This window comes from Enterobacter cloacae complex sp. P40C2, assembly GCF_014930695.1.
In the GTDB taxonomy this organism is placed as follows: domain Bacteria; phylum Pseudomonadota; class Gammaproteobacteria; order Enterobacterales; family Enterobacteriaceae; genus Enterobacter; species Enterobacter pasteurii.
In genome coordinates this window covers 148,452-175,142 of the sequence record NZ_JADBRP010000003.1, presented here as the reverse complement: position 1 = coordinate 175,142, position 26,691 = coordinate 148,452, and the positions used below count along the sequence as shown (strand labels likewise).

Annotated in this window: 29 protein-coding genes and 3 tRNA genes; 10 read left to right on the top strand and 22 right to left on the bottom strand. The window is 55.0% G+C overall.

Annotation, left to right across the window (positions count from 1 at the left end; all coding sequences use genetic code 11):
* Positions 1-76: 76 nt before the first annotated feature.
* Complete coding sequence (gene azuC, locus IM304_RS08535; RefSeq protein WP_003859682.1) at positions 77-160, bottom strand: stress response protein AzuC; 84 nt, start codon at positions 158-160, stop codon at positions 77-79.
* Positions 161-513: 353 nt separating this feature from the next.
* Positions 514-1,152, bottom strand: a complete 639-nt coding sequence (locus IM304_RS08530; RefSeq protein WP_148418112.1) for an RpiB/LacA/LacB family sugar-phosphate isomerase — start codon at positions 1,150-1,152, stop codon at positions 514-516.
* Positions 1,153-1,397: 245 nt separating this feature from the next.
* Between IM304_RS08530 and yecR the strand changes: the two genes are divergently transcribed.
* The gene (yecR, locus tag IM304_RS08525; RefSeq protein ID WP_193354666.1) at positions 1,398-1,736 is read left to right on the top strand and encodes a YecR family lipoprotein; all 339 of its coding nucleotides are present in this window, start codon (positions 1,398-1,400) and stop codon (positions 1,734-1,736) included.
* A gap of 200 nt (positions 1,737-1,936) precedes the next feature.
* Positions 1,937-2,434, top strand: a complete 498-nt coding sequence (gene ftnA, locus IM304_RS08520; RefSeq protein ID WP_148418114.1) for a non-heme ferritin — start codon at positions 1,937-1,939, stop codon at positions 2,432-2,434.
* A gap of 36 nt (positions 2,435-2,470) precedes the next feature.
* On the opposite strand, the gene IM304_RS08515 is transcribed toward ftnA, so the two are convergent.
* A complete protein-coding gene (locus IM304_RS08515; protein ID WP_193354667.1) occupies positions 2,471-2,707 on the bottom strand; it encodes a YecH family metal-binding protein in 237 nt (78 codons plus the stop codon).
* Positions 2,708-2,898: 191 nt separating this feature from the next.
* On the opposite strand from IM304_RS08515, the gene tyrP reads away from it, so the two are divergent.
* Entirely contained in the window at positions 2,899-4,110 is a 1,212-nt protein-coding gene (gene tyrP, locus IM304_RS08510) for a tyrosine transporter TyrP (RefSeq protein ID WP_148418116.1), read from the top strand.
* Between the two features lie 30 nt (positions 4,111-4,140).
* Here the strand turns inward: tyrP and IM304_RS08505 are convergent, their stop codons facing one another.
* Positions 4,141-4,809 (bottom strand): YecA family protein, encoded by a 669-nt coding sequence (locus IM304_RS08505; protein WP_148418117.1) that lies wholly within the window; start codon positions 4,807-4,809, stop codon positions 4,141-4,143.
* Positions 4,810-5,220: 411 nt separating this feature from the next.
* Here IM304_RS08505 and IM304_RS08500 point away from each other — a divergent pair, with 411 nt between their 5' ends.
* The 6 genes from IM304_RS08500 to IM304_RS08475 all read left to right on the top strand — a co-directional run bounded on the left by IM304_RS08500 (position 5,221) and on the right by IM304_RS08475 (position 10,829).
* Positions 5,221-6,342 carry a branched-chain amino acid ABC transporter substrate-binding protein gene (locus IM304_RS08500; RefSeq protein ID WP_193354668.1) on the top strand — a complete coding sequence of 374 codons (1,122 nt, stop codon included), beginning with the start codon at positions 5,221-5,223 and terminating at the stop codon, positions 6,340-6,342.
* A gap of 68 nt (positions 6,343-6,410) precedes the next feature.
* Positions 6,411-7,325: a branched-chain amino acid ABC transporter permease LivH gene (locus tag IM304_RS08495; protein ID WP_148418119.1), complete on the top strand. Its 915-nt coding sequence runs from the start codon at positions 6,411-6,413 to the stop codon at positions 7,323-7,325.
* An 11-nt stretch (positions 7,326-7,336) separates the two neighbouring features.
* Positions 7,337-8,611 carry a high-affinity branched-chain amino acid ABC transporter permease LivM gene (livM, locus tag IM304_RS08490; protein ID WP_193354669.1) on the top strand — a complete coding sequence of 425 codons (1,275 nt, stop codon included), beginning with the start codon at positions 7,337-7,339 and terminating at the stop codon, positions 8,609-8,611.
* The gene (locus IM304_RS08485; RefSeq protein WP_148418121.1) at positions 8,608-9,483 is read left to right on the top strand and encodes an ABC transporter ATP-binding protein; all 876 of its coding nucleotides are present in this window, start codon (positions 8,608-8,610) and stop codon (positions 9,481-9,483) included. The genes livM and IM304_RS08485 overlap by 4 nt, the downstream gene beginning before the upstream one ends.
* On the top strand, positions 9,480-10,196 hold the full coding sequence (locus tag IM304_RS08480; RefSeq protein WP_148418122.1) for an ABC transporter ATP-binding protein: 717 nt from the start codon (positions 9,480-9,482) through the stop codon (positions 10,194-10,196). Before IM304_RS08485 ends, IM304_RS08480 begins: the two co-directional genes overlap by 4 nt.
* A gap of 162 nt (positions 10,197-10,358) precedes the next feature.
* Entirely contained in the window at positions 10,359-10,829 is a 471-nt protein-coding gene (locus IM304_RS08475) for a hypothetical protein (protein ID WP_193354670.1), read from the top strand.
* An 8-nt stretch (positions 10,830-10,837) separates the two neighbouring features.
* Here IM304_RS08475 and IM304_RS08470 read toward each other — a convergent pair whose 3' ends face one another.
* The 7 genes from IM304_RS08470 to uvrY form a co-directional block, all read right to left on the bottom strand.
* Positions 10,838-11,761 carry a LysR substrate-binding domain-containing protein gene (locus IM304_RS08470; RefSeq protein WP_193354671.1) on the bottom strand — a complete coding sequence of 308 codons (924 nt, stop codon included), beginning with the start codon at positions 11,759-11,761 and terminating at the stop codon, positions 10,838-10,840.
* 237 nt (positions 11,762-11,998) lie between these two features.
* Positions 11,999-12,085 (bottom strand) — tRNA-Leu (locus IM304_RS08465).
* Between the two features lie 11 nt (positions 12,086-12,096).
* Positions 12,097-12,170 (bottom strand) — tRNA-Cys (locus tag IM304_RS08460).
* Positions 12,171-12,221: 51 nt separating this feature from the next.
* Positions 12,222-12,297, bottom strand: a tRNA-Gly gene (locus tag IM304_RS08455).
* Between the two features lie 151 nt (positions 12,298-12,448).
* The gene (gene pgsA / locus IM304_RS08450; RefSeq protein WP_003859652.1) at positions 12,449-12,997 is read right to left on the bottom strand and encodes a CDP-diacylglycerol--glycerol-3-phosphate 3-phosphatidyltransferase; all 549 of its coding nucleotides are present in this window, start codon (positions 12,995-12,997) and stop codon (positions 12,449-12,451) included.
* Between the two features lie 56 nt (positions 12,998-13,053).
* Positions 13,054-14,886, bottom strand: coding sequence for an excinuclease ABC subunit UvrC (gene uvrC / locus IM304_RS08445; RefSeq protein WP_193354672.1), 1,833 nt, complete (start codon positions 14,884-14,886; stop codon positions 13,054-13,056).
* Positions 14,883-15,539 (bottom strand): UvrY/SirA/GacA family response regulator transcription factor, encoded by a 657-nt coding sequence (gene uvrY / locus IM304_RS08440; RefSeq protein WP_148418129.1) that lies wholly within the window; start codon positions 15,537-15,539, stop codon positions 14,883-14,885. The genes uvrC and uvrY overlap by 4 nt, the downstream gene beginning before the upstream one ends.
* A 465-nt stretch (positions 15,540-16,004) precedes the next feature.
* Between uvrY and IM304_RS08435 the strand changes: the two genes are divergently transcribed.
* Positions 16,005-16,229, top strand: a complete 225-nt coding sequence (locus IM304_RS08435; RefSeq protein ID WP_148418130.1) for a DUF2594 family protein — start codon at positions 16,005-16,007, stop codon at positions 16,227-16,229.
* 64 nt (positions 16,230-16,293) lie between these two features.
* On the opposite strand, the gene sdiA is transcribed toward IM304_RS08435, so the two are convergent.
* The 11 genes from sdiA to IM304_RS08380 all read right to left on the bottom strand — a co-directional run bounded on the left by sdiA (position 16,294) and on the right by IM304_RS08380 (position 26,680).
* A complete protein-coding gene (gene sdiA, locus IM304_RS08430; protein ID WP_193354723.1) occupies positions 16,294-17,016 on the bottom strand; it encodes a transcriptional regulator SdiA in 723 nt (240 codons plus the stop codon).
* Positions 17,017-17,240: 224 nt separating this feature from the next.
* Positions 17,241-17,993 (bottom strand): L-cystine ABC transporter ATP-binding protein TcyN, encoded by a 753-nt coding sequence (tcyN, locus tag IM304_RS08425; protein ID WP_193354673.1) that lies wholly within the window; start codon positions 17,991-17,993, stop codon positions 17,241-17,243.
* Positions 17,990-18,658, bottom strand: coding sequence for a cystine ABC transporter permease (tcyL, locus tag IM304_RS08420; protein ID WP_176610004.1), 669 nt, complete (start codon positions 18,656-18,658; stop codon positions 17,990-17,992). Before tcyL ends, tcyN begins: the two co-directional genes overlap by 4 nt.
* A gap of 21 nt (positions 18,659-18,679) precedes the next feature.
* Positions 18,680-19,666, bottom strand: coding sequence for a D-cysteine desulfhydrase (gene dcyD / locus IM304_RS08415; RefSeq protein WP_193354674.1), 987 nt, complete (start codon positions 19,664-19,666; stop codon positions 18,680-18,682).
* Positions 19,667-19,769: 103 nt separating this feature from the next.
* Positions 19,770-20,570: a cystine ABC transporter substrate-binding protein gene (gene tcyJ / locus IM304_RS08410; RefSeq protein ID WP_176610003.1), complete on the bottom strand. Its 801-nt coding sequence runs from the start codon at positions 20,568-20,570 to the stop codon at positions 19,770-19,772.
* Positions 20,571-20,656: 86 nt separating this feature from the next.
* Positions 20,657-21,208, bottom strand: coding sequence for a flagella biosynthesis regulatory protein FliZ (fliZ, locus tag IM304_RS08405; protein WP_176610002.1), 552 nt, complete (start codon positions 21,206-21,208; stop codon positions 20,657-20,659).
* A gap of 54 nt (positions 21,209-21,262) precedes the next feature.
* Positions 21,263-21,982, bottom strand: coding sequence for an RNA polymerase sigma factor FliA (locus IM304_RS08400; protein ID WP_003859623.1), 720 nt, complete (start codon positions 21,980-21,982; stop codon positions 21,263-21,265).
* A 101-nt stretch (positions 21,983-22,083) separates the two neighbouring features.
* Positions 22,084-23,208 carry an FkbM family methyltransferase gene (locus IM304_RS08395; protein WP_193354675.1) on the bottom strand — a complete coding sequence of 375 codons (1,125 nt, stop codon included), beginning with the start codon at positions 23,206-23,208 and terminating at the stop codon, positions 22,084-22,086.
* A gap of 22 nt (positions 23,209-23,230) precedes the next feature.
* Positions 23,231-24,346, bottom strand: a complete 1,116-nt coding sequence (locus IM304_RS08390) for a Gfo/Idh/MocA family protein (protein WP_193354676.1) — start codon at positions 24,344-24,346, stop codon at positions 23,231-23,233.
* A gap of 10 nt (positions 24,347-24,356) precedes the next feature.
* Positions 24,357-25,517: an ATP-grasp domain-containing protein gene (locus tag IM304_RS08385; RefSeq protein ID WP_322091056.1), complete on the bottom strand. Its 1,161-nt coding sequence runs from the start codon at positions 25,515-25,517 to the stop codon at positions 24,357-24,359.
* A gap of 2 nt (positions 25,518-25,519) precedes the next feature.
* On the bottom strand, positions 25,520-26,680 hold the full coding sequence (locus IM304_RS08380; protein ID WP_148418139.1) for a DegT/DnrJ/EryC1/StrS aminotransferase family protein: 1,161 nt from the start codon (positions 26,678-26,680) through the stop codon (positions 25,520-25,522).
* Between the last annotated feature and the right edge of the window lie 11 nt (positions 26,681-26,691).

Genomic DNA, 26,691 nt, shown 5'->3' with positions numbered 1-26,691 from the left:
TAGCAAAACAGAGACCCTTCCATCTCCCTCTCGTCGTACGCAGACGTAAAAAAACCTGCCGAAGCAGGTTTTTTTATCAGAACATCGCGCCCGGTGGGACGTCTTTGAAAGTTGTGCAGTAATTAGCCCACATGCTTTTCAGGATTTTGCGCAGTTTCATCGTGTTGCTCCAGTAACGTGTTATGCAGGTGTTATTGTCGACACGCTTATAATATGACCACCATCACAAAAATCAACCATTTTGTGACGCGCATCACACTCAGAAAGACTGCATTGCGGCGGGAATGTTAAAAAAAGTAGCGATAAATCCGCAGGTTACGGGCTTATAAATTCCAGTAAATTTTTATAAAATTTTTTGAACAGGAAGGAACGCAAGGGATGAAGTGGCGATTGCTGATACGTCAGCAGGGAGGGATGACACGCTGCGCCTGGCACGGGATGCGGGCAGCGCGGTATCTTCAAAAACGTAATGCGGCATGACGGGCAGGTATAGCCCTGCCCGGCAAAGCGGAATCAGCCAACAATGGCGCGGACAAAAGCTTCAATCTCTTTGTCCTGACAGTTCTCGAAGAAGCACTGCTGGAAGCGCTGGCCCGAAACGGCGGTTTTAACCAGCTCGGGATCGATGGCACGCAGGGTATCCAGATAGTTTTCTTTCACCACCGCCGCTTTCACCTGGTTTAGAATACCGGCGTTGCGCACCTGCGGCTCTTTACGCTCTGGTGGATAGCCTTCGCCATTGCGCCCGGTAAACGCTTTCTCGAAGATAAAGCGCACGTTCAGTTCAGCGCCCCAGCCAAAGCCTTTCGCGAACGGCAGGGAAAGCGCGTTGCCGTTGTTGATCTGCGCGAACAGGAACGCGTCAGCAGGATCGATGCAGTAGCCGCAAATTACGCCTGGATGAATGTTCAGGGACATCAGCGCGCCCTGCCCGGTTCCGCAGCCGGTCACAACAAAATCGACGGCTTTTGAATTGAGCAGAATGCTCGCCATGATGCCAAGGTGAATATAGGTAAGGTGGTGATCGTTTTCATCACTCATACCGACGTTATAGACCGGGAAACCTTTCTCATCGGCAACGGCCTTCAGCTCATTAAGGATGATGGCATTTTTAGCGGCCTGGCTGTTTTCCATCATCAGTGCAATTTTCATCTTGTCTCTCCTGAATGCATGGCGGGCGTTCCCGCTGTGGATAGCTTTTCACCTTAACCTTACTATCAAACAAACGCACTTTCAAATTAAGTGAAAACTTGTTTTAAAAAACAAAGATGCGCTCACAGTTTGGCGAGCTGGCCCGGTTCGTTGCGAAGTGTAAGGGGAGATCTTCCGGCTATTCCGCCCATTGCGGCCTGCGGATCGGCTTACAATAGCGTATTTCCCGTCATGCAGAGTTAACTATGAAAAGAGTAATCCTGGCCGCAACGATCCTGATGCTCGCGGGGTGCAGCATTAACCGTCAGGCGGAGATAAGCAGTGTAGACGCCCCGAACGGGATTGTGCGCCTCGACTACGGTCAGGCGCTGCTTCAGAACGCCTGGTCTGACGACTATGTGAATAACGGTACGGCAGCCAAAGCCTGTCAAAACATGGGGTATGCCACCGCGTCCGCCTACGGGCAGCCGATAAAAACCTGCACCCTCATCAGCGGCTCGCTCTGTCTGAACGAAAGCGTGACCATTCAGTACAAATGCATGGGATATGCCGTTACCTCCGCAAACCAGAACCCATGGTATTAACGGGTGCTGCCAGCCACGCTGGCAGCCTATTTAATAAGAACAAAAACAATTCTCATTAATTAATATAAAGAGTGGCAATGCGTGTTATTCCCATTCGTATTTTTAATAAAGAGATATTTATTTTACTTTTTGCAAATAATTAAATAACAAATTATAGTGTCGCTCATCGTGAACCAGTAATAATAAACCGGAGCTGCACCATGCTAAAAACCGAAATGATTGAAAAGCTCAATGCGCAAATGAACCTTGAGCTTTTTTCATCCCTCCTTTACCAGCAGATGAGCGCCTGGTGCAGCTATCACAGCTTTGAAGGTGCGGCCGCGTTCCTGCGTCGCCATGCTCAGGAAGAGATGACGCACATGCAGCGTCTGTTTGATTATCTTACGGATACCGGCAGCCTGCCGCGCATTGACAACGTGGCATCGCCTTTCGCCGAATACGGCTCTCTGGATGAACTGTTCCGCGCCACCTACGAGCATGAACAGCTGATCACCCAAAAAATTAATGAACTGGCTCATGCGGCGATGACCAGCCAGGATTATCCAACCTTTAATTTTCTTCAGTGGTATGTTGCTGAACAGCACGAAGAAGAGAAACTGTTTAAATCCGTCCTGGATAAATTATCTCTGGCGGGTAAATCCGGTGAAGGTCTGTACTTTATTGATAAAGAGCTGTCGACCCTCGACGCGCAGAATTAATGTTAAAACGGTGCTGACCCGTCAGCACCGTTTTATTTAATGGCGGCATATTTTACTTTCGTGAGTAGAAAAACCCTCTTCTTCCGGAATAAATTTTCCCCGCGCCGCCAGAAACGCCACCAGCTCCGCCGCTGACATATTCGAAGCCGAACAGGTATGGAACCGCGCATCTTCGCCAAAGCGGGCACCTATCGCCGCCACCAGGCTTTGCTCCGTATAGCGTTCACCCGATTCAATCATCATATTAAGCACATCGTGTCCGTGAATTGACATGGTTACCTCTCGCAAATAAAAGGCAGACTAAACGCTTCCTCAGCCACGCGCCTTGCGCTGGCGCAGGTTCCCCTTTTCTTTTTGTAAATTAATCATTACACCCTATGTAACGGTGATTTGACGAGATGGGGCTTTTCCCTTACTCTGCGCCGCAGAATAGGTTGCGGTATCGAAGGGTTGTAGAGGAAAGCGTGAAGAACAGAACTCTGGGAAGTATTTTTATCGTCGCCGGAACGACAATTGGCGCAGGAATGTTGGCCATGCCGCTGGCTGCCGCGGGCGTCGGGTTTGGCGTAACCGTACTGCTGCTGGGCGGCCTGTGGGCGCTGATGTGTTACACCGCGCTGCTGCTGCTGGAAGTCTATCAGCACGTCCCCGCCGATACCGGCCTGGGCTCGCTGGCGGCACGCTACCTTGGACGCTACGGGCAGTGGATCGCCGGTTTTAGCATGATGTTCCTGATGTACGCGCTGACTGCCGCCTATATTAGCGGCGCCGGAGAGCTGATTGCGTCAAGCATCAATGACGGCTTCGGGACATCGATTTCGCCGGAGACGGGCGCCATTGCCTTTACGCTGACTGGCGGCGGCGTGGTTTGCGCCGGAACGTCGCTGGTCGATCTCTTTAACCGCTTTTTGTTCAGCGCCAAAATCCTTTTTCTGGCTGCGATGCTGGTGCTGCTGGCGCCGCACGTCCACAAGATCAACCTGCTCGCCATGCCGCTGGAGAAAGGCCTGGCGCTTTCGGCGATCCCGGTCATTTTCACCTCGTTCGGTTTTCACGGCAGCGTACCGAGCATCGTCAGCTATATGAACGGCGATATCCGCAAGCTGCGCCGCGTGTTTATCATCGGCAGCGCCATACCGCTGATTGCGTACCTTTTCTGGCAGTTGGTAACGCTGGGCAGCATTGACTCCACAACCTTTGTTGGCCTGATGGCGGAGCACTCCGGGCTGAACGGCTTCCTGGTTGCCCTGCGCAACGTGGTGGCTTCTACGCACGTAGAGCTGGCGGTGCATCTGTTTGCGGATCTGGCGCTGGCTACCTCCTTCCTCGGGGTGGCGCTCGGCCTGTTTGACTACATGGCGGACCTGCTCCAGCGCCGCAATACTGCTGCCGGCCGTTTACAGACGGGAGCAATGACCTTCCTGCCGCCGCTGGCCTTCGCGCTTTTTTACCCGCGCGGCTTTGTGATGGCGCTGGGATATGCCGGCGTGGCGTTATCGGTTCTGGCCCTGCTCCTGCCTTCCCTGCTGGCCTGGAAAAGCCGCCAGCAGCATCCGCAGCAAGGGTATCGCGTGGCGGGAGGTAAGCCGCTGCTGTGCCTGGTGTTTAGCTGCGGAGTAGCGATTATTCTGGTGCAGATATTGATTGCAGCGGGGATGCTGCCGGAAGTGGGATAAGAATAAGGGGCTATTATTAGCCCCTTTTTATCAGTGCAGACAGCAGCTTTTGAACTTCTTCCCGCTGCCGCACGGGCACGGATCGTTACGACCCACCTTTGCCCCGTTCACGATCGGTTGCTTCGCTTCCGGCTGCTGCGGGTTAGCCACCCAGTAGTTATACAAACGCAGCGCCGCAGGCTGGATACTCTCAATGCTGGCCATGTACTCCTCTTCGGTCAGCGCATCCAGCTTCTCGCTGTTCTCTTCCGTACCGTGCAGCGCAATCACGGCCAGATCGGCCTGTAGCGATTCCGGCAGGGATGACCAGTCCGTCAGCGCCACGCCGCGCATATAGCCATAGCACCACTCTTCCACCACGGTATAACTCTGGCCGTCAACGTCGTTATAGCCAAACAGCGGCTCAAACTGGTCCGGGTATTCGCTCAGACGCTCGGCAATATCGTTCATATGCTTAAAGCAAAGATCGATAAAGCGGTTCATCTCACGGTCGTTTTTCCAGCGCGGAATAAACTTCTCACCGCCCCAGACCGCCACCAGCCAGGTGTCGGGCTCCACCACAACGGGACCGGAAAGTACTGCGGTAAGCATGCCGTCCAGTTCGGACACGTCAATCACGGATGCATCGTCGTGACCGTAAGACATTAATGTCTCTTCCAGCCACGCCATCTCGCTTTCATTTAATGGGCCTTCAGCCATTGCTGATACTCCTGATAAAAAAAACGATCCTGACATATATCGCCGCGCGTGCCTATCTGAAGTTTAGGTCTTTATTGCTGCATAAACGTGCAATTCGTGACCCTTGCACAACTTATGGGCTTTGTTGTTAAGGAGATGTGATCTCCGCTGTAATTTCACGTCATCCCGCAAAGGCGCATAAAACGGCACTCTATACTCAACATGCTGTGACCCGGTCAAGGGATTAACCATTCTGGCAACCTTTTTGCTTAATGTTCTGCGCGCTTCGCGGTGCGTAGGATCCTCGCCGTATTAAGCAGGAGATTGCTTCTAACGTGCATTTTGTTCTCGCTCTTGTTTTTGGATTAACGATGCCATCAGGCGTTCGGGTTTATACCTGGTGCAAAAACCTCTTTGCTAAGGAACATAATAATGTCGCTGAAATTTACCAAAACGTCCCTTTCCCTTCTGCTGGCTGGCTGCCTGGTGACGGCCTTTTCCGCGCGGGCTGATATTGTGATTGGCGTGGCCGGGCCATTCACCGGCCCGAACGCAACCTATGGCGATCAGTACTGGCACGGCGCCACGCAGGCGGCGGAAGACATTAACGCCGCAGGCGGGATCAACGGTGAGAAAATCAGGCTGGTTCAGGGCGATGACGCCTGCGAGCCTAAACAGGCGGTCGCCGTTGCCAACCGCCTGGTCGATCAGGACAAGGTCAACGCGGTGGTCGGCCACTTCTGCTCCTCGTCGACCATGCCCGCCTCCGAGGTGTATAGCGATGCAGGAATATTATCCATCACCCCCGGCTCGACTAACCCTCTGATTACCGAGCGCGGCATGAGCGATATGTTCCGCATGTGCGGCCGCGACGATCAGCAGGGCCAGGTCGCCAGCGATTTTATTATTGATAAGCTGAACGCTAAACGGGTGGTCATTATCCACGATAAAGACACCTATGGTCAGGGGCTGGCGGACGCAACCAAAGCGGCGCTGGCGAAACGCGGCGTCAAGGATGTGATGTACGAAGGGCTATCGCGCGGGGAAAAAGACTTTAACGCGCTGGTGACCAAAATTGGCGCGCAGAAACCGGACGTGGTGTTCTTCGGCGGCTGCCACCCGGAAGCGGGCCCGCTGGTTCGCCAGATGCGTGAACAGGGCGTACAGGCGAAGTTCTTCTCCGGTGACTGCATCGTCAACGAGGAGATGGTGACCGCCGCCGGCGGTGCGCAATATACCAACGGCATCTATATGACCTTCGGCAAAGATCCCCGCCAGATCCCGGACGGGAAGGCCGTTATCGAGAAATTCCGCGCCGGTAAATTTGAACCTGAAGGCTATACGCTCTACGCCTACGCTTCGGTGCAGGCTATCGCGGCGGCGTTTAAGGCCACCAAAGGTACGGATTCTGCGAAAGCCAGCGAGTGGCTGAAGGCCAATTCCGTCGACACGGTTATGGGTAAAAAAGCCTGGGACAGCAAAGGCGATCTCAGGGTGTCTAACTATGTGGTGTACCAGTGGGACGACAAAGGCAAATATAAAGAAGTGCCGTAACGGGACGGAATCTGCTCGACGCCGGCGGGGTTGCCCGCCGGCGTAACCCCTCATTCAGGTGCGCAACGATGAGTACTTTCTTCCTTCAGCAGTTAATTAACGGCCTGACGCTGGGTTCGGTCTATGGCCTTATCGCTATCGGCTACACCATGGTGTACGGCATTATCGGCATGATCAATTTCGCCCACGGCGAAGTGTATATGATTTCCGCCTATCTCTCGGCCATTGGCCTTGCCCTGCTGGCGTTTTTTGGACTTCAGTCATTTCCGCTGCTGATCCTCGGGACGCTGGTATTCACCATCGTGGTCACCGGGGTTTACGGCTGGACTATTGAGCGCATCGCCTATAGGCCCCTGCGCAACTCGACCCGCCTGGCTCCGCTGATCTCGGCCATCGGGATGTCGCTGATACTGCAAAACTACGTCCAGCTCAGCCAGGGTCCGCGGCAGCAGGGCGTACCTACCATGCTGGACGGCGTGCTGCGCTTCCACCTGGGCGAAGGGTTTGTCCAGATAACCTATACCAAGGTCTTTATCCTCATTGCCTCTTTCGCGGGCATGCTGGTCCTGACCTGGATTATCAGCCGTACCCGCCTGGGGCGGATGTGCCGCGCGGTGCAGCAGGATCGCAAAATGGCCTCTATCCTGGGCATCAACACCGACAGGATTATTTCGCTGGTGTTTGTTATTGGCGCCGCCATGGCCGGGCTGGCGGGCGTGCTGATCACCATGAATTACGGCACCTTCGATTTTTACGTCGGGTTCGTCATCGGCATTAAGGCATTCACGGCGGCGGTGCTTGGCGGCATCGGCTCGTTGCCTGGCGCGATGCTCGGCGGGCTGATCCTGGGGATCGCCGAAGCACAATTCTCCGGGCTGGTGAACTCGGACTACAAGGACGTGTTCTCGTTTGGCCTGCTGGTCCTGATTCTGATCTTCCGTCCTCAGGGGCTGCTGGGCCGCCCCGTCGTGGCTAAAGTGTAAGGAACAACGCGATGACCTCTGACGGATTTTCCCTGAAGCGCTGCCTTCTGGACGCGATTTTTTCCGGAACGATCGCGCTGATTATTTTCGGCCCGATTGCGGGCGTGATACTGGATGGCTATAGCTTTACCTTTGACGGCCAACGTCTGGCGTGGATGACGGGCACCGTGATGCTGGGACGCTTTTTGCTCAGCGCTTTTTCCGGTACGGCTGCCGGAAGACGACTACAGGCACGGTTTGAATCTGACAGCGCGGGGGTGTACGTCCGGCCGCCGGGGTACAAGAGCCGCATGCGCTGGATCCTGCCGCTGATCGTCACGCTGGCGATTTGCTTCCCGTTTGTTGCCACCAAGTACGTCCTGACGGTCGCCATTCTCGGGCTGATCTACGTCCTGCTCGGCCTTGGGCTGAACATTGTTGTCGGGCTGGCGGGGCTGCTGGATCTGGGCTACGTCGCCTTTTACGCCATTGGGGCCTACGGCCTGGCGCTTGGGTATCAGTATCTTGGCTTAGGGTTCTGGAGCATGCTGCCGCTGGCGGCGCTGATGGCCGCGGGCGCGGGCGCCCTGCTCGGCTTTCCGGTGCTGCGCATGCACGGGGATTACCTGGCCATCGTCACGCTCGGGTTTGGCGAGATTATCCGCCTGGTGCTGAACAACTGGCTGACCTTCACCGGCGGGCCTAACGGCGTTTCAGCCCCCGCCCCGACCTTTTTGGGCCTGGAGTTTGGTCGACGCGCTAAGGAAGGCGGCGTGCCCTTCCACGAGTTCTTCGGCCTGACCTATAACCCCAACATGAAGTTTATCTTCATCTATGCGGTGCTGTTTCTGGTGGTCGTGCTGGTGCTGTACATTAAGCACCGGCTGACGCGTATGCCGGTTGGCCGGGCGTGGGAGGCGCTCCGTGAAGATGAAATTGCCTGCCGCTCAATGGGGCTTAATCACGTCCTGGTGAAGCTTTCGGCGTTTACCCTCGGCGCATCGACGGCGGGTATCGCCGGCGTATTTTTTGCCACCTACCAGGGTTTTGTGAACCCCACCTCCTTCACCTTTTTCGAATCGGCTCTGATTCTCGCAATCGTGGTTCTGGGCGGAATGGGCTCTACCGTGGGCGTCGTTCTGGCAGCCTTCGTGCTTACCGTCACGCCGGAGCTGCTGCGCAGCTTTGCGGAATACCGCGTGCTGCTGTTCGGCATGCTGATGGTGGTCATGATGATCTGGCGTCCTCGCGGCCTGATCCGCATCAACCGCAGCGGATTTGCCGTGCGTAAAGGAGTCGCACCATGAACGCAACAATTTTGCGCGTAGAGCATCTGATGATGCATTTCGGTGGCATCAGGGCCCTAAACGACGTCAACCTTGAGGTGCAGCGCGGGTCGATTACCGCCCTGATTGGACCTAACGGCGCGGGAAAAACGACCGTCTTTAACTGCCTGACCGGTTTCTACCGCGCTTCCGGTGGCAACATAATATTCAATGCGCGTGATAAAACCACCAACGTCATCCAGGTGCTTGGCCAGAAGTTCCAGCCCGGCGACTGGCTCAACCCGACGCAGCTCGGCCAGCGACTGTTCTATAAAATGTTCGGCGGCACGCATCTGGTGAACCGCGCGGGTCTTGCCCGCACCTTTCAGAACATCCGCCTGTTTCGCGAGATGTCGGTAGTGGAAAACCTGCTGGTGGCGCAGCATATGCGCGTCAACCGCAGCCTGCTTGCGGGGGTGCTGAATACTCCGGCATATCGTCGGGCGGAAAGCGATGCGCTGGACCGGGCGTTTTACTGGCTGGAGGCGGTGGATCTGGTGGACTGCGCGAACCGGCTTGCCGGTGAAATGTCCTACGGCCAGCAGCGGCGCCTCGAAATCGCCCGCGCCATGTGTACCGGCCCGGAGATGATTTGTCTCGATGAACCCGCCGCCGGGCTGAACCCGGTTGAGACGCACAAGCTGAGCGAAATCGTTCGCTTCCTGCGCGACCACCACGGCATTACGGTGCTGCTGATTGAGCATGACATGGGGATGGTGATGGAGATTTCGGATGACATCATCGTGCTCGATCACGGCGACGTTATTGCCAGAGGTACGCCAGACGCGATCCAGCACAATGACAGCGTCATTGCCGCCTATTTGGGTACCGACGAAAGCGAGGTCAGCCCGTGAGCGAACCGATGCTTCAGTTTCACAGTGTGGACGTTTTTTATGGCGCGATCCAGGCGCTCAGGCAGGTCTCGCTTGAGGTTAACGAAGGAGAGACCGTGGCCTTGATTGGCGCTAACGGTGCGGGTAAATCGACCCTGCTGATGTCTGTCTTTGGCCAGCCCCGCATTCGCAGCGGGCAGATCGTCTTCTGCGGCGAGGATATCAGCCACAAATCCACCCACTACGTCGCTACCGGCGGCATTGCTCAGGCGCCTGAGGGGCGACGCGTTTTCCCCGATATGTCTGTGGAAGAGAATTTGCTGATGGGGACGATTCCCATCGGCAGCCAGCACGCAGCGGCAGATATGCAGAGCATGTTTGACCTGTTTCCCCGCCTCAAAGAGCGGCGCAACCAGCGGGCGATGACGCTCTCCGGGGGAGAACAGCAGATGCTGGCTATCGCCCGCGCGCTGATGAGCCGCCCCAAACTTCTGCTGCTGGATGAACCCAGCCTCGGCCTCGCGCCCATCGTGGTTAAACAGATTTTCCAGACGCTGCGCGAGCTGGCCCGTAACGGGATGACGATTTTTCTCGTGGAGCAGAACGCGCACCATGCCCTGAAGTTGTCCGACCGCGGCTATGTGATGGTTAACGGGCAGATCCGCTTAAGCGGCAGCGGCGAGGCGCTGCTGAACGACCCGGAGGTAAGGAAAGCCTATCTTGGAGGGGCGTGAAGCGCAGCGGCCAGCGTGAGTAAAACTCACAGTGATTTCCATTATTAATCGTTTTTCTGAAGCGACCGCATTCAAATATCATCATCACGACCCGCCGTTGCGCGGGTCGATAAACGTTCAGCCGCACGCTGAATAATAATGATAAGAGGATCCGGGGCAAACATGACACTTGATGCGTTATATCAGTTAATGAAGTTCGACTTACCGCCTGACGCCCGTTCAGCCGGTGATTTACAGGATTTTATGGCCATGCTTATGGCGACGAAACCTCACTCAGAGGCCCTGTCACCGTTTTCGCAGCGCGTGTATATGCTTTGTGCCGCCCATCGTGACCCTAAACAGGCGGCTGCGCTGCTTTCGGCCTCTCTGCCTGAAGCGGGAAAGCCTCTTCCCCTGCTCGACTTCTCTGGCTGGCCACAGGTGCGTTACGCCGCTTCCGGCGAACTACAGACGCCCGAGTCCGAAGACTATTTTCACAGGGTTTCGTCTGCCGCCACGATTTTACGCGCGGCAATCCTCGACGCCGGGCAGCAGGAAAACACCCCTGCTTTTGATATTCTGGATAAGGTGCTCAGCCTGAACGGCGCTTTGCCGGAACGTTATAAAAAGATGGTGAACATTACTTACTCATAACGGCCTTATTAAACCCGGCCTTCATCGTATTCCAGACAAACGATATCCAGAGCCGGGACGACCGGGGCGTGGTTTTGCAGCCAGGCCAGAAGATGCTGGATGCTGTCTCTTTTGAGCGAATTTTTTGGCCAGACGAGGTAGTAGCCATCTCCCGTCGCGATAGCTTCCCTGAAGGGCAGGCCGAGCAGGCCGCTTTTCAGGGCGTCGAGCGTAAGGCGCAGGTCGGCAATCGCGATACCGTGACCGTTCATGGCGGCAATACTTCCCTGTTCAAGGGTATCAAACACCATGCCGCTGCTCATATCGAGCCCCGGGTATAGCCCCGTTCTTCGCAGCCAGCGCCTCCAGTCCCTTCTGTCCGGTGAGGGATGGATCAAATCGCATTGCGCAAGCCGCTGCCGGGCCGGTTCGATAAGCGAGGGGGTGCAAACCGGGATAAGCCATTCACTAAAAAGCAGCTGGCTTTCCGCCGTCTCACCGAAATGGCCGTTACCGAGCAGGATGGCGCAGTCGTATGGCTCAAGGTTGAAATCAACGGTATCAATGTCCATCCAGACGCTGGCAATCTCAACCTGTGGCTTTGCATGGCTGTTCCGAAAGGATCGCAACACGTCGAGAAGCCATCTCATGGTCAGGGTGCTGGGCGCTTTTAGCCGCAGCAGATGATTTTCACTGCGAAATGCCCGGCAGGCCCACTCAATGCTCGTGAAGCTCTCGTTCAGCTGCCCGGCCAGCACTCGCCCGGCCTCGGTGACCTCCACCCGGGGGCCCTGTCTTTTAAAAAGCTCGCAGTCGAACCACAGTTCAAGGGTGCGGACGTGTCTGCTGACCGCGCCCGGCGTAATATTGAGCGTTTCAGCGGCTTTGCTGAAGGAGTTCAGTCGCGCAGCAACTTCAAACGCACGCAGCGCATACAGTGGCGGTAAAGACATAGCGGCCCTTAAAATGAGGTGATGGCATCGGGAATCGGGTCGCAGGCCTGAACATCTACAGACCGTAAAAGGCGCCCGTCTTAAGATAGCATAATGCGTATCTGTTTAATTACGCTGCAAAAGGATCGCTAAAGCCAGAGAGGGAGGATGCTGAGAAGCGGAATGACAGGCACAAAAAAACCACCTTTCGGTGGTTTCACGACACTGCTTATTGCTTTGATTATTCTTTGTTTCCCATGGTAGCCGGAGTGGGACTTGAACCCACACAGCGCGAACGCCGAGGGATTTTAAATCCCTTGTGTCTACCGATTCCACCATCCGGCCAGGGAAGAAAGTGGAGGCGCGTTCCGGAGTCGAACCGGACTAGACGGATTTGCAATCCGCTACATAACCGCTTTGCTAACGCGCCTTAAATCTGCTGTCTTTCGACCTACACCCGCAAATGCCGATGTATTTAAACTGGAGCGGGAAACGAGACTCGAACTCGCGACCCCGACCTTGGCAAGGTCGTGCTCTACCAACTGAGCTATTCCCGCATGTCATCAAGCGTTATCTAACTTCTTGATTTCATTATCGTCCGGCTGACTGTGCCGCCGTTCGATGCGTTGCATTCTACTGATATGTCGTTTTGAGTCAACGATATTTTTTGCATCTCAGGATCGTTTGCTGAAAATTAAGGCGAAACGATCACTGTTCAAGCAAATCTCCGCGCGCGGCGTTCAAATATTGCAGCATTGACCACAGCGTCAGCACCGCCGCGACCCACAGCAGGCCGATACCTGCCCACTCAACCCAGGCATTCGGACGCCACAGCATCCACACCAGCGCCGCCATCTGTGCGGTGGTTTTGACTTTGCCGATCCAGGACACCGCCACGCTGCTGCGTTTACCCAGCTCCGCCATCCACTCGCGCAGGGCAGAGATAATAATCTCACGGCCAATCATGGTCGCCGCAGGCAGCGTAACCCACCAGGTATGATAATGTTCCGCCACCAGCACCATCGCGATTGCCACCATCACCTTATCCGCAACCGGATCGAGGAACGCGCCGAATCGGGTACTCTGATTCCAGCGACGCGCCAGATAGCCGTCGAACCAGTCCGTCACGGCGGCGATCAGGAAAATCAGCGCACAGGCAAACGGTGCCCACACCACCGGCAGATAAAATGCCAGTACAAAGAACGGAATGAGCACAACGCGAAAAAGAGTGAGCAACGTAGGGATATTAAATCGCATGATGACGGTAACTGTCTGTTGTCAGTAAAATTTAGCTCTATGTTGCTACAGAGCCCTCAATGTTTCAACGAGTAGTAGATCTTTTCTGCCAGCCCTTGCGAAATACCCGGCACTTTTGCAATTTCCTCCATGCTGGCATTGAGTAATCCTTGCAATCCGCCCATGTACTTCAACAGCATCTGGCGACGTTTTGGCCCGACGCCTTCGATAGTCTCAAGGGTACTGGTATTTTTCACTTTCGCCCGTTTTTTCCGGTGCCCGCTGATGGCGTGATCGTGCGACTCATCGCGGATATGCTGGATCACGTGCAGCGCAGGAGAATCAGGCGGCAGGCTGAAGCCCTCCCCTTCCGGCTCGAAGAACAACGTCTCCAGACCCGCTTTACGATCCGCCCCTTTCGCCACCCCTAACAGCAGCGGATGGTTTTTATCCCACTCCACGTCGAGCGATTCAAATACCGCCTTCGCCTGTCCAAGCTGCCCTTTCCCGCCGTCGATAAGAATAACGTCAGGAATTTTGCTCGCTTCGATCGCTTTACCATAGCGGCGGCGCAGCACCTGGTTCATGGCGGCGTAATCGTCGCCCGGGGTAATGCCGGTGATGTTATACCGACGATACTCTGCCCGCAGCGGTCCGTTGGCATCAAAGACCACGCACGACGCCACGGTCTGCTCGCCCATGGTATGGCTGATGTCGAAGCATTCCATACGCTTCACTTCAGGCAGCTTGAGCAGCGTAGCGAGCGCGGTTAAGCGCTGGCTGACGGTGGACTGCTGAGAAAGTTTGGTGGTCAGCGCCGTGGCGGCATTGGTTCGCGCCAGCTTCAGATAGCGGGCGCGATCGCCGCGCGGTTTCGTCTGCACGTTCACCCGGCGGCCGGCCAGCTCCGAAAGCGAATCCGCCAGCAGCGTTTTGTCGTCGAGGGTGAAGTCGAGCAGGATCTCAGACGGCAGCGTACGCATCTGGCTGCCCTGCAAATAGAACTGGCCGACGAAGGTTTCCACCACTTCCCCCAGTTCGGTGCCGCCCGGCACCTTCGGGAAGTAGCTGCGGCTGCCGAGCACCTTGCCCTGACGAATAAACAGCACGTGAACACAGGCCAGACCGGCGTCAAAGGCAACGCCGATAACGTCGAGGTCGTCGCCCGTGTTGGAAACAAACTGCTTCTCGGTAACTCTGCGCACCGCCTGGATCTGATCGCGGATGCGCGCGGCTTCCTCAAACTCCAGCCCCGCGCTGGCTTTCTCCATGCGGGCAATCAGCTGCGTCAGCACCTGATCGTCTTTACCGGCTAAAAACAGGCGCACGTACTCAACCTGCTGCGCATACTCTTCTTCACTTACCAGCCCTTCGACGCACGGCCCCAGGCAGCGGCCAATCTGATATTGCAGGCACGGCCGGGAACGGTTGCGGTAGACGCTGTTTTCACACTGGCGAACGGGGAAGATTTTTTGCAACAGCGCCAGCGTTTCGCGTACGGCATAACCGTTCGGGAAAGGGCCAAAGTATTCACCCTTCGCATGCTTAGCGCCACGATGCATCGCCAGGCGAGGATGGGTATCACCGCTCAGGAAGATAAACGGGTAGGACTTATCATCGCGCAGCAGAACGTTGTAGCGCGGCTGATACAGCTTGATATAGTTGTGCTCAAGCAGCAGCGCTTCCGTTTCCGTATGCGTCACGGTGACATCAATGTTGTTGATGAGTGCGACCAGTGCTTCGGTTTTACGAGAGGCAAGATTGCTGCGGAAATAGCTGGAAAGGCGTTTTTTCAGATCTTTTGCCTTACCGACATAGATAACCGTACCGCCAGCGTCGTACATTCGGTAGACGCCCGGCTGGCTGGTGACGGTTTTCAGAAATGCTTTTGAATCGAACGCTTCACTCACTGACTTATTAATGACTCCGCATTGCACAAACCATGGCGAATGGCCAGATGAGTCAGTTCGACATCACCGTGTATGTTCAGTTTACTGAACATCCGATAGCGATAGCTGTTGACCGTTTTCGGGCTGAGATTCAGCTGCTCTGAAATCTCATTCACCTTCTGACCTTTAGTGATCATCAGCATAATCTGCAATTCACGCTCAGACAAACTGGCGAACGGAGATTCCGTTTTTTCCGGTTCAATCTGACTCAGCGCCATCTGTTGAGCAATGTCTGAAGCAATGTACCGCTGACCTGCATAGACGGAACGGATCGCATTAACGACTTCCTGCGGCGCGGCACCTTTGCTGAGATATCCGGCAGCCCCTGCCTGCATAACCCTGGCCGGGAGCGGATTTTCGGTATGGACGGTCAGCATGATGACTTTTGTGTCAACGAACATGCGGGCGATTTTACGCGTGGCTTCAAGCCCGCCGATTCCGGGCATGTTCATATCCATCAGCACCACGTCTGCTGAGTTAGCGCGACACCATTTTACGGCATCTTCGCCACAGCATGCCTCGCCGGCAACTTTAATACCCTTTATATCTTCAAGAATGCGACGTATCCCTGCGCGCACCAGTTCGTGGTCATCAACAAGAAGGACGTTGATCAAAGGAAATGTCTCCAGAATAGGGATAACGCTACTGACTGCTAATTCCGCTTATATTAGCGGTTTTCCATCCAAGTTTAAAACGCTAAAAAATCGGCTATACGATTGTGGTCTCGTTTTTGGAAATTAGGCTGTACAGCAACTGGAAAGAAAACCCGCGCACGCTGGGCTTTTGCCGCTATTTTTAAGCACCAGCATTCAAAAAGTTACCAAAACATTTGTTAACGCAAACTAAAAAATGCTCTCATTTTTTTGTAACAACAATTAACGAATGGCGAACCGGTGATAAACATTTAATTGTCGCTAACATATTGGACAGATTACCTTCATAATCCGCGTGAACCAATAATCAATACCTGGAAAAGTATAAAAAACAACCACTGCATTTTTTGCCGCGGCTTGTGGTATACTCCGCCGCCTTAACTTTCATCGTCGCGCTCAAGCGCTGTTTTATAATGAGGAAAATAAATGAGCACACCTGAATTTGCCACTGCCGAGAATAACCAGGAACTGGCACAGGAAGTAAACTGCCTTAAGTCGCTGCTGACGCTTATGTTACAGGCGATGGGCCAGGCTGATGCTGGACGTGTGATCATTAAAATGGAAAAACAGATCGCGCAGATGGAAGATCGGGCGGAATCCGCTGTTTTTGCCAATACGGTTAAGCAAATTAAACAAGCCTACCGCCAGTAACAAAAACGGCTGGATGCAGAGCATTCAGCCGTTTTCTCGTCTGACACGCAGAACGTGATATCAGTCAGATAAGCCCCGTCGCTGCGGCATAACACGCTATCTGGGTTTTATTCGGCGCGTTGAATTTCTTCTGCATATTCTTCTGATGGAAATTCACCGTATTTTCCGAGATAGAGAGAATAATAGCGATCTCTGCCGACGTTTTCCCTTCCGCTGTCCACTTCAGAATTTCCCGCTCACGCTTGCTGAATTTCATTTCCGGCGGCATCACCATCTCATCCTCAAAACGAAGCAGTGAGGTTAACGCCATCTGAACCAGCATTTGCAGACGCAGCTCCACTTCTTCGCTGGATATTGCGCTTGCCTGCAGGCTGGTACGCGACACGGAGAGGAACCCAAGCGCATGATTTGGCAACATCATGCACTGCGTTATTCCTTTACGTAAACCGTGATCCCGCGCCCCGTCCCATAATTTCTGGGCATCCGTGAATAATTCATCCGTCCAGGGCAAATGGCCCTGTATGAAATTCTCGGGCTTAAGCACCGGATCGATGGAGAAATAATTCTCGGACTGATATTGCGCCATCCACTGCTGCGGATAAGTGGAGTGGACGGACGTACGCGGGCGGGTAAATGGCACAGGGTGTCGAACGCAAAGCGCATAATAATCGAAGTCTAGCGCCTGCGTTTGTCGCTGAAGTTCCTGATATACCTCGTCGGCACAGGTCATTTCCTGAAACCGGAGAAAGCATTCCCGTCGCCAGGTGAAAAAGTCTATATCCCTCATACCTTCTGAATGAAGCCTCTGATAAAAGATAATCATAATTATGGTGAATATAACCTAACACATAAATCACGATTATTTATATAAAATGTCGGCGCCGAGCAGATTATCTTTAATTTGGCGAGGGCTTATCCAAATTCGGTGGAATAAAAAAGCACCGGAACAGGCTTTAAGGGAAGATAATTTGCTCCAGAAGGAGCATCTGGAGCAAATTGCGTGTGAAAATGCTACTGCATTAAGAATTTTTCAAGGAACTGGCGCGTGCGCGGCTGCTGCGGATTGGCGAACAGATCCTTAGCGGGCCCCTGCTCTACAATTCGCCCCTGATCCATGAAGATAGCCCGATCGGCAACGTCGCGGGCAAAGCTCATTTCATGGGTCACAATCACCATCGTGCGTTTTTCCTGCGCCAGCTGTCGGATGGTGTTCAGCACTTCCCCCACCAGCTCGGGATCGAGCGCCGATGTAGGTTCATCGAAGAGGATTACGTCCGGGCGCATCGCCAGCGCGCGGGCTATGGCGACACGCTGCTGCTGACCACCGGAAAGACGACGCGGATAGCTTGTCTCTTTACCGGCCAGCCCAACTTTCGCCAGCAGTTCACGGGCGCGGGCGGTCGCTTCTTCCCGGGGTTCACCCTTAACGATGACCGGGCCTTCAATGATGTTTTCCAGCACCGTGCGGTGAGGGAAAAGATTAAAGCTCTGGAATACGAAGCCAACGTGCTGACGCAGGCGACGAATCAACCCTTTTTGCTGACTGATGGATTTGCCGGTATCAATGGTGATATCGCCCACGCGGATCGTCCCGCCCTCCGGCTGCTCCAGAAGATTGATGCTGCGCAGCAGCGTGGTTTTCCCTGACCCGCTTGGGCCGATAATCGCCACCACTTCGCCCTGCGCGACCTCAAGGTCGATTCCATGCAGCACCGTTTGCCCGTGGAACTTTTTCACCAGGTTTTTAACGTCAATTGCACTCATTTTGGATCACGCTCCTGGCGGTTAAGCTGGTTTTCAAAATAGTTTTGCAGGGCGGAGAGCACCGTCGCCATCACCCAGTAAATCAGCGAGGCCGCCAGATACATGGTAAACACTTCAAGAGTACGCGAGGTGATCAGCTGCGCCTGACGGAACAGTTCCGGCACCTGGATGGTGGCCGCAAGCGAGGTGTCTTTCACCAGGCTAATAAAGCTGTTGCTCAGCGGAGGAAGCGCCACGCGCGCCGCCTGCGGCAGGATCGCCCGGCGCAACGTCTGCCACGGGGTCATCCCGATGCTGGCCGCCGCTTCCCACTGCCCCTTATCTATAGAGGAGATTGCCGCACGCAGCGTTTCAGACGTATACGCCGCCGTATTCAGCGACAAACCTATCATCGCCGCCGGAACAGGATCCAGCTCGATGCCGAACTGCGGCAGCCCGTAGTAAATCATGAACAGCTGGGCGATAAGCGGCGTTCCGCGGAATACGGAGATGTAAAACCGCGCCAGCCACCGCACCGGCAAGATGTTCGACATGCGCATCAGCGCCAGAATAAACCCGAGTACCAGCCCGAAGAACATTCCGCCGATACTCAGCTGCAGGGTAAACACGGCCCCTTTAAGCAGAAACGGCAGGGAATCAATAACCAGTTGAATACTTTCTTGCATTATTATTTTTCTACCTGATTTTTAGACGTGAGGATGATAGGCAAACAGCGCAGGCGCCCCGCCAGTATGAACAAACAAAATCGGTCCTTCATCCTTAAAGCGCTTGCGGGCAATGCCGTCAATCAGGCCAGCCATTGCCTTACCGGTATAGACCGGATCCAGCAGAATACCCTCAAGGCGAGCCAGCAGCTTAACGGCCTCCATCCCTTCATCGTTTGGGGTGCCATAGCCAGGGGCAAAATAGTCATCCCACAGCGTAACTTCCGCCTTCGCCTCCAGTTCAAGCTGTTCTGCCACCGCCTGCTGCAGGGTGACGACTTTTGGCTTTTGATCCGCCACGCTTCTGGAAACCGTGACGCCAATCAGCTCAACGTCCGGCATCAGCTGCTCAAGCCCGACCGCTAATCCCGCATGGGTTCCTGCACTGCCGGAGGCCACCACCACCGAGGATAGGCTCACCGCGCCTTCACACTGCTGAGCGATCTCCAGCGCGCTCTCGACATAGCCGAGGGCGCCCAGCGCGTTCGAGCCGCCCACGGGAATAACGTAGGGGCGGAATCCCTGCGCTTCCAGCCGCGTTGCGAGCTCGTCAAGCTGCGCGGACGGGTCGGTCAACGCGTCGACCATTTCGACCTGCACATTAAACAGATCCAGAAGCAGCCGGTTACCGTTAGTCAGGTAATTCTCTGCCCGCGTGCCGATCGGGTTCTCCAGCAGGGCGACGCAGTGCAGGCCCAGCTTTGCCGCCACGGCGGCGGTCTGGCGAACGTGGTTGGACTGGATGGCCCCTGCGGTGACCAGCGTGTCCGCGCCCTCGCGCAGGGCATCGGCGGCGAGAAACTCCAGCTTGCGCAGCTTATTTCCGCCCATCGCCACTGGCGTCACATCGTCACGCTTAATGAAAATATCGCGCCCAAGATAGTCAGAAAATCGCGGCAGGTACTCCAGCGGCGTGGGGGCGCCAATAAATTCCAGACGGGGAAAGCGCGTTAAATTCTGTAGTGACATGGTTCCTCCGGTCACGCAAACAATTGTTATTTCATTATGCACGCAGACGCGCGAGAAATAAAAAAGGCGCTTTTAAAAGCGCCTTTTTTTATCGGTCAGGGACTTATTTGGTCACGTCTGCGCCGAACCACTTCTCGGAAAGCGCCTTCAGGCTGCCGTCTTTCTGCATTTCAGCAAGCGCGCCGTCGATGGCCTTCAGCAGGTCGTCGTTGCCTTTACGCACCGCCACGCCGGACTCCTGACGGGAGAACGGCTCGCCCGCAACGGCCAGGGTGTTATTGGTTTTCTTCACCAGGTCCAGCGCGGCCAGGCGGTCGACCAGAATGGCGTCAATACGGCCTACGCGCAGATCCTGGTATTTAGTCGGGTCATCATCATACGTGCGGATGTCCACGCCCTGCACGTTCTGGCGCAGCCACTCTTCATAGTTAGTGCCCAGACCCACGCCGACTTTCTTACCTTTCAGATCCGCCGCGGTTTTAATGCTGCCTTCGTTACCTTTCTTCACCAGCGCCTGGATACCGGACACGGTGTACGGCGTGGAGAAGTCGTACTTCTTCTTGCGCTCGTCAGAAATGGTCACCTGGTTAATCACTACGTCAATGCGTTTGGAGTCCAGCGACGCCAGCATACCGTCCCATTTGGTCGGTTTCAGGGAGGCTTTCACGCCGAGATGTTTTGCCAGCTCCTGCGCAAACTCCACTTCAAAACCGGTCAGCTTGCCGTCGTCACCCTGGAAGCTAAACGGAGGATAGGTTCCTTCCAGCCCCACCAGCAGCGTGCCGCGCTCTTTGACTTTGTTGAGCAGATTTTCTGCTGCGAACGTTTTCACGCTCATACCCGCGACCAGCGCAACGGCCATCATCCCCATCAGCGCCTGACGACCCAGAAGTGCTAATTTCATAAGTACCCCGATACAGTGGAATTTTTGAGTAGTGTAGAGAAATCGCCTGCAACGTCAAAGGCGGCTGCGCTACATCTTATTCTTTTTTAATATATATCAGAAGTTGTTCCGGCGCGGACTTTCTGCTTCATGACGCCCGGCATCTGGACTTTATACTGGGCGTACTTGCGCAGCGCGATGCGGTAGTTGTTGGTGCTGGTGGCAGGCAGCCACGGCTCGAGATTTTCATCCAGATAGCCGGTTGTCAGCAGATCCCTGGAGATATTTTGCAGGGTCAGGTGCTGACCAAGGCGACGCAGGCGAACGACGTATTCCCGCACGGTGCCGTGGCTCATCTCGGTTTGTTCAAACAGGAATTGCTTAAAGCCGATAATATCAAAGAAGTCGCTTTGCTCTTTGCAGTGGAGATCGCCACAGAAACGGCAAAGCGCCACCCACTCTTTTTGCTCTTCAAGCCAGGCGGCTTCATCCATCAGCGTGTCGAGGCGGGAAATCGCTATCTTATTCACAATTTCGCCGCGACGAACCAGCGTGATGCGGTCGAGTAGTTTTTTACAGTGGGCGCAATGCGTCTGGCTGTGTTTAAAGTCTTTCAGGTAGCGGCTTAAAGGCCGTCTTTTTGATTGCTGCACCGTCATGATAACTCCTGGTTGTCAATACGTTGTGCGGCATTTTTCAGGTGAATCAATCACCTATAACTTACCCAGTTTTGTGCGCAGACGTTTAATGGCCTGGCTGTGCAGCTGGCTCACCCGTGACTCACCCACCTCCAGCACGGCGCCAATCTCTTTGAGATTGAGCTCCTCCTGGTAATAGAGCGTCAACACCAGTTGTTCACGTTCCGGTAACGCTTCAATCGCTTCCATCACGCGCTGGCGTAAATTACCTTCCAGTAAATGGTGTAACGGGTTTTCTTGCTGATGCTCATCCGTCACCAGCTCGATGCTATCGCCATGCTCTTCGCGCCACTCGTCGTAAGAAAAGAGTTGGCTGTTGTTGGTATCGAGCAACATCTGGCGATACTCTTCAACAGGTATGCCCAGGCGTTCCGCCACTTCCGTTTCCGTCGCGTTGCGCCCAAGCTCCTGTTCCAGCTGCCCCATTGCATGCGCTACTTCACGGGCGTTGCGGCGAACGCTGCGCGGCACCCAGTCGCGGCTGCGCAGCTCGTCCAGCATCGCACCACGAATACGCTGCACTGCGTAAGTCGTAAATGCCGTTCCTTGCAGAGCGTCGTACCGGTCAACTGCATTCAATAACCCGATACCGCCCGCCTGCAGCAGATCGTCCAGTTCCACGCTCGCCGGCAAACGCACCTGGAGGCGCAATGCTTCGTGACGCACCAGCGGAACATAACGCTGCCACAGCGAGTGTTTATCCATTACACCTTCAGCGGTATAGAGTGAATTCACGATAAACAGCCCTGCGTTAGTTGAGTTATCGGCATGATTATCCGATTCTGGAGGGTAATCAATTGGATGAATAATGGGTGAAATGGGGGGTTATTTGCCTATTACTTTATAATCCTCGACGCTGGCACAGCATATAAAACCAGTTCAAAAGCCAGTTCCGGATGATGGCCGCGAAGATAAAAGGCGTAATCTGCGCTGAGTGACTGAATATATTGCGGAATAGTCAGCAAATCTTCCGGTTTATGATAAAGGCTGATTGCCAGCAGCGGCTGCCAGGTCCGAATAGTCTCAGCGGCGCCCTCCAGTGCTTTAAGCTCCGCCCCTTCGACATCCATTTTTATAAATGTGGCTTTACCGCCCTGGAGGATATTATCGATGCTGTCCAGCTCAATGGTGACGGTATTGCTGCTTTGCTCCACAAGGCGTGAAGAGAGGGCATTTCCCGACTGAAAAGAGAGAACGGTTTTATTATCCCATACCCCTTTTTGCACCGGCTGGCAGAATGGCCACCGACGCGTATTGTCACAAAGCTGAGCATAATTACCGGCATCCGGTTCGAAACCGACAATTTTTTCCGGCATCGCGACCTGCTGGCGCTCCACTTCCTGCATAAACGCGCCGATGCTGTCGCCATTGTAGGCACCGCAATCGATGAAGACTTCGTTATCCTGTAGACGGAGAACATCGGCAGGGAAATAGTGCGCTGGCTCGTAGACCGTCTGGTAATAGCCACGCGTTGCGCTCAGACGTTGCTTCAGGAATGCGACCAGCGTTTCTCTTGAGCGTTCGTCTGCCAGGCCTGCATAGACCTTTTCGAGGACGTCGCTATGCCCGGCGCAAAACGACGGGGTATACCATAGACGGGTGCTTACGCCGATAAACGCGGGATCGTATACCAGCACGTTGGCACCACCGCGACGTAATTCGTCCTGCAACGCTTCGCTTACGTACTGTAGCGCCACGATACAGTTAAATTCACCGGGCTGTTCAATGAGATCTTCAATCGCCACCACCGGCAGGCCGTGGAAGGTCATGCCCTCGGTCAGGTACTGTCGGTTTAATGCCACCTTATCGAGAGGCATATTTTCCCGGAACATAAATTCCGCGGTCATCTGCCCGAGGCAGCCTGCGCCGTACAGCACCAGCGGAAGACCGCTGGCATGCATAGCGCGGATGCTTTCAACGAAGTGATTATCGTAGCCCTGTATTTGTTCCAGTAATGTCATGTGGTCCTCAGCTAAACCTTTGTTAACGATGCAAATCGACTTTCGCAGACGTCACCGCGCTCTGCTGCGCTTTTTCGAGAAACTCCAGGCCGCGAACGGCGGTATCGCAGCTGAGGCTGTATCCTGTAGGCTCACCGCGTAAGCTGGCGGCGATGTCGGCGTAATAGTTAGCAAACGCCTCAATAAAGCCGGCGGGATGCCCTGCCTTAAAACGACAATAGCGCGGCTGATTAGCCACCCAGTTATCTCCCGCCGTGCGGTCGATAAGCCGCACGTTGCCGTGTTCATCGGCAAGACGGAGATATTCGGGTTCCATCTGCAGCCACTCTGCGCTGCCCAGCGCTCCATAGATGCGGATGCGCAGGCCGTTGCGGTAACCGAGCGCCGCTTTGCCATACCAGTAGTTGCAAACCATATCGTCGCCATAGCGGGACACCAGGTTCACCGTATCGACAACGTCCGATACGCGCGCAAAGGTGCTGTTGATCGCATAGACATCTTCGGCTTGCCTGTCCGTCAGAAACTCCACCAGCTGGTGGACATGGACACCAAGGTCGAGCGAAACGGTGGGAATGTCCCCGTCAACGCGTCGCCATTCCTGAGGCTGCGGCACGCTGCCATCCTCACGACTGCGAATAAACCCTTCCTGCGGCATTTCAACCATGACGTGCTGAATTTTGCCCAGCTCGCCGTTGAGCAGGCGCTCGCGCAGTTCGCGAACCATGGGATAACCGGTGTAGTTATAGGTGACGTACAGTTGCCCTTTCATGTCCGCCACGCGCCGGGCGATATCCCGCGCGTCGCCCGCGCTGGCAACCAACGCTTTTTCACTGATAACCGGCAGCCCGTACTCCAGAGCGGCCATGATAATTTCACGGTGGGCCGGCGTAGGCGTCAGGATAACCACGGCATCCAGCCGCGCGTGCTGTTCTTCCAGCAGGGTAACCGCGCTGGTGTAGATGGACTCGTCGTTAAGCCCCCAGGCCCGTCCCGTCTGCTGGTTCAGGGACGCATCGCGGCTAAAGCAGCCCGCCGTGAGCTGGAAATGTCCATCCATTTGGCTGGCGATTTTGTGGGTCAAGCCGATGGCGGAATTGATCCCACCGCCGATAAATCCGAGTGACAGCGGCCTGTTCATAATCCGGTCCTTACAACGTAGTAAAAGAGAAATAGTTTTTTAGCTGCGGCGTGTGGCGCGCCATGGCAGTAAGTTCGGTAAACTCCGCAAATACCAGCCCGGCGCGATCCCCGGGGGCAGGCCCGAGTTCATCGCCCGGCTGTTTAAGCGGGACAGCCTGCATGACCGTGGCCGGCAGCGAGGCGTAGCTAAAGCCGAAGAAACGGCTTTGCCGTTCGCTGGAGACCGTATGGCGCGCAATGTAGCGCTGGCGCGCCGGTCGCCGGTGCGCGAACGCGCTCTGCTCACCGATAAAGGGGGCGACAAATTCGCGGCAATAATCTATGCCCGTTGAGAACTCAATCAGCTTCGAGTAGAGATCGCCGGGGCAGCGGCGGGTAACCTCAATCAGCCAAAACGCCTCTTCGTCAGCGATAAGCTGGGTATGCAACAAACCGTCTACCAGATTCAAATCACTGACGATGGCCTGCATGCACTCGCTGATGCGATCGCGCATCGGCTCGCTGAGGTTGACGCTCAGGCAGCTGCTATTCACCTGCCACGGGTAGACCGTGCAGTACTCATCGACAAAAAATTCGCAGACGATTTGCCCACCCCGGATAAAGGCGGAGTGGCTGTACAGGGCACCCTGGCAGAACGTCTCAATGACGCACTCCCCTCCTGCCGATGCCGCACGGGCGATATTTACCGCCTCATCAAGCTCTGACGGCTGATGAATCAGTGAAATCCCCTTTCCGCTGTAGGCATCAACGGGTTTAACCAGCAGCGGAAACGCCATAGCGCGCGCCTCCTGAAGGCTGCTGGCGGCCTGCGGGATAGGGTATCCCCGGGCGCTGGCCCATTTCCTGAAACGGTCCTTAAGAAAGAGAAGATCGCTGACGTCGGGCTCGTCGAAGCCTGGAAGGCCCAGCGCCTGCGCGACCCGACAGCCAGACAGGTAAGAGACGTCGGTTACGCCCGGGGAAAGCGCGGTAATGTTTTCAGCACGGGCAATCGCCAGCACGGCGTCGCTGTCGGCATAATTTTGCACGCAGGTCGCGTCGGCATATTTCATCCCCGCATCCTGCGCTTTTCCGCTACAGGCGAGCGTGCGAAAACCCGCCGCCTTAATGGCCTGCTGCAAGGGCAGTGAGGCAAAGCCCGCGTCAAGGATCATGGCAGTACGCGTCATCGTCATACCGCCAGCGCCGTGAGTATTGTTGACTCGTCAGACGGTAACCGCCCGGGCAGCGCGGCGCGCTTCAGGGCATTCACCACCCGATCCTGATCCTGTGACGTTAATCCCGGATAAACAGGCAGGCACAGCACCTTGTCGGCGATAGCGTTCGCCACAGGCAGATGCTCTTCCGCGGACGTTGGGAAACCTCTGTACATGGCAAAGGAGCTGATCAGCGGATAGAAATAGCGGCGCGTCAGAATGTTATCTGCCTTGAATAGCGCATAGACTTCATCGCGGCTTCTGCCAAATTCCGGCTCAATGAGCACCGGAAAATAGGCGTGATTCCAGCTCACATCGTCTGGCACGTCGACGAACGTTAATCCTTCCAGCCCCTCCAGGAGGTCGCAATAGCGTTGATGGAGCGCCTTGCGCTCCTCCAGGGCTTTATCGATATGCTTAAGCTGAAGCAGGCCAAACGCGGCTTCCACTTCATTCATTTTGGCGTTAATGCCCGGGGCCACGATGCGGGTTTCACCAGCGAAGCCAAAATTCTTGAGATAGTCGATGCGCTGCTTGGTTTTTAGATCCTGGGATATAATCGCCCCGCCCTCAAAGGTATTAAAGACTTTGGTGGCATGGAAGCTGAGTATCGATAAATCGCCGTGGTTTAAAATACTGACATCATTTTTACGCACGTTAAAGGCGTGTGCGGCATCATAAATAACCCGCAAACCGTAAACGTCCGCAATTTTCTGGATTTTATCGATGTCGCAAGGAATACCGTAACAGTGGACAGGTAAAATTGCCGTGGTATGCGGCGTAATTAATTCTTCGATACGATCCGGATTAATATTATAGGTTCGCGGATCGATATCAGCGAAGACGGGCGTTAAGCCATTCCACAGCAGGCTATGCGAGGTTGCTACAAAGGAATAAGGCGTGGTGATCACCTCGCCGCTCAGACGCAGTGCCTGAAACGCCGTCAGCAAGGCCAGCGTACCGTTAGCAAACAGCGACAGGTGCTTTACGCCAAGATATTCCGCCAGCGCTTCTTCAAGCTGCTGGTGAAAAGGCCCGCCGTTCGTCAGGGTCTTGTTTTGCCATATTTGCTCCAGATAGGGGATAAACTCTTCCAGAGGAGGCAAAAAAGGACTGGTTACGTAAATTTCACTCATAGCGTACCTCG

Coding starts and splice junctions, on each gene's coding strand:
- IM304_RS08475 (WP_193354670.1), top strand. CDS start 10,359: ATGACACTTGATGCGTTATATCAGTTAATGAAGTTCGACTTACCGCCT.
- pgsA (WP_003859652.1), bottom strand. CDS start 12,997: ATGCGATTTAATATCCCTACGTTGCTCACTCTTTTTCGCGTTGTGCTC.
- IM304_RS08530 (WP_148418112.1), bottom strand. CDS start 1,152: ATGAAAATTGCACTGATGATGGAAAACAGCCAGGCCGCTAAAAATGCC.
- IM304_RS08435 (WP_148418130.1), top strand. CDS start 16,005: ATGAGCACACCTGAATTTGCCACTGCCGAGAATAACCAGGAACTGGCA.
- IM304_RS08470 (WP_193354671.1), bottom strand. CDS start 11,761: ATGTCTTTACCGCCACTGTATGCGCTGCGTGCGTTTGAAGTTGCTGCG.
- IM304_RS08500 (WP_193354668.1), top strand. CDS start 5,221: ATGTCGCTGAAATTTACCAAAACGTCCCTTTCCCTTCTGCTGGCTGGC.
- tcyN (WP_193354673.1), bottom strand. CDS start 17,993: ATGAGTGCAATTGACGTTAAAAACCTGGTGAAAAAGTTCCACGGGCAA.
- yecR (WP_193354666.1), top strand. CDS start 1,398: ATGAAAAGAGTAATCCTGGCCGCAACGATCCTGATGCTCGCGGGGTGC.
- IM304_RS08380 (WP_148418139.1), bottom strand. CDS start 26,680: ATGAGTGAAATTTACGTAACCAGTCCTTTTTTGCCTCCTCTGGAAGAG.
- livM (WP_193354669.1), top strand. CDS start 7,337: ATGACCTCTGACGGATTTTCCCTGAAGCGCTGCCTTCTGGACGCGATT.
- IM304_RS08505 (WP_148418117.1), bottom strand. CDS start 4,809: ATGGCTGAAGGCCCATTAAATGAAAGCGAGATGGCGTGGCTGGAAGAG.
- IM304_RS08485 (WP_148418121.1), top strand. CDS start 8,608: ATGAACGCAACAATTTTGCGCGTAGAGCATCTGATGATGCATTTCGGT.
- tcyJ (WP_176610003.1), bottom strand. CDS start 20,570: ATGAAATTAGCACTTCTGGGTCGTCAGGCGCTGATGGGGATGATGGCC.
- dcyD (WP_193354674.1), bottom strand. CDS start 19,666: ATGTCACTACAGAATTTAACGCGCTTTCCCCGTCTGGAATTTATTGGC.
- fliZ (WP_176610002.1), bottom strand. CDS start 21,208: ATGACGGTGCAGCAATCAAAAAGACGGCCTTTAAGCCGCTACCTGAAA.
- azuC (WP_003859682.1), bottom strand. CDS start 160: ATGAAACTGCGCAAAATCCTGAAAAGCATGTGGGCTAATTACTGCACA.
- IM304_RS08395 (WP_193354675.1), bottom strand. CDS start 23,208: ATGACATTACTGGAACAAATACAGGGCTACGATAATCACTTCGTTGAA.
- ftnA (WP_148418114.1), top strand. CDS start 1,937: ATGCTAAAAACCGAAATGATTGAAAAGCTCAATGCGCAAATGAACCTT.
- IM304_RS08515 (WP_193354667.1), bottom strand. CDS start 2,707: ATGTCAATTCACGGACACGATGTGCTTAATATGATGATTGAATCGGGT.
- IM304_RS08495 (WP_148418119.1), top strand. CDS start 6,411: ATGAGTACTTTCTTCCTTCAGCAGTTAATTAACGGCCTGACGCTGGGT.
- IM304_RS08385 (WP_322091056.1), bottom strand. CDS start 25,517: ATGACGCGTACTGCCATGATCCTTGACGCGGGCTTTGCCTCACTGCCC.
- sdiA (WP_193354723.1), bottom strand. CDS start 17,016: ATGAGGGATATAGACTTTTTCACCTGGCGACGGGAATGCTTTCTCCGG.
- IM304_RS08390 (WP_193354676.1), bottom strand. CDS start 24,346: ATGAACAGGCCGCTGTCACTCGGATTTATCGGCGGTGGGATCAATTCC.
- tcyL (WP_176610004.1), bottom strand. CDS start 18,658: ATGCAAGAAAGTATTCAACTGGTTATTGATTCCCTGCCGTTTCTGCTT.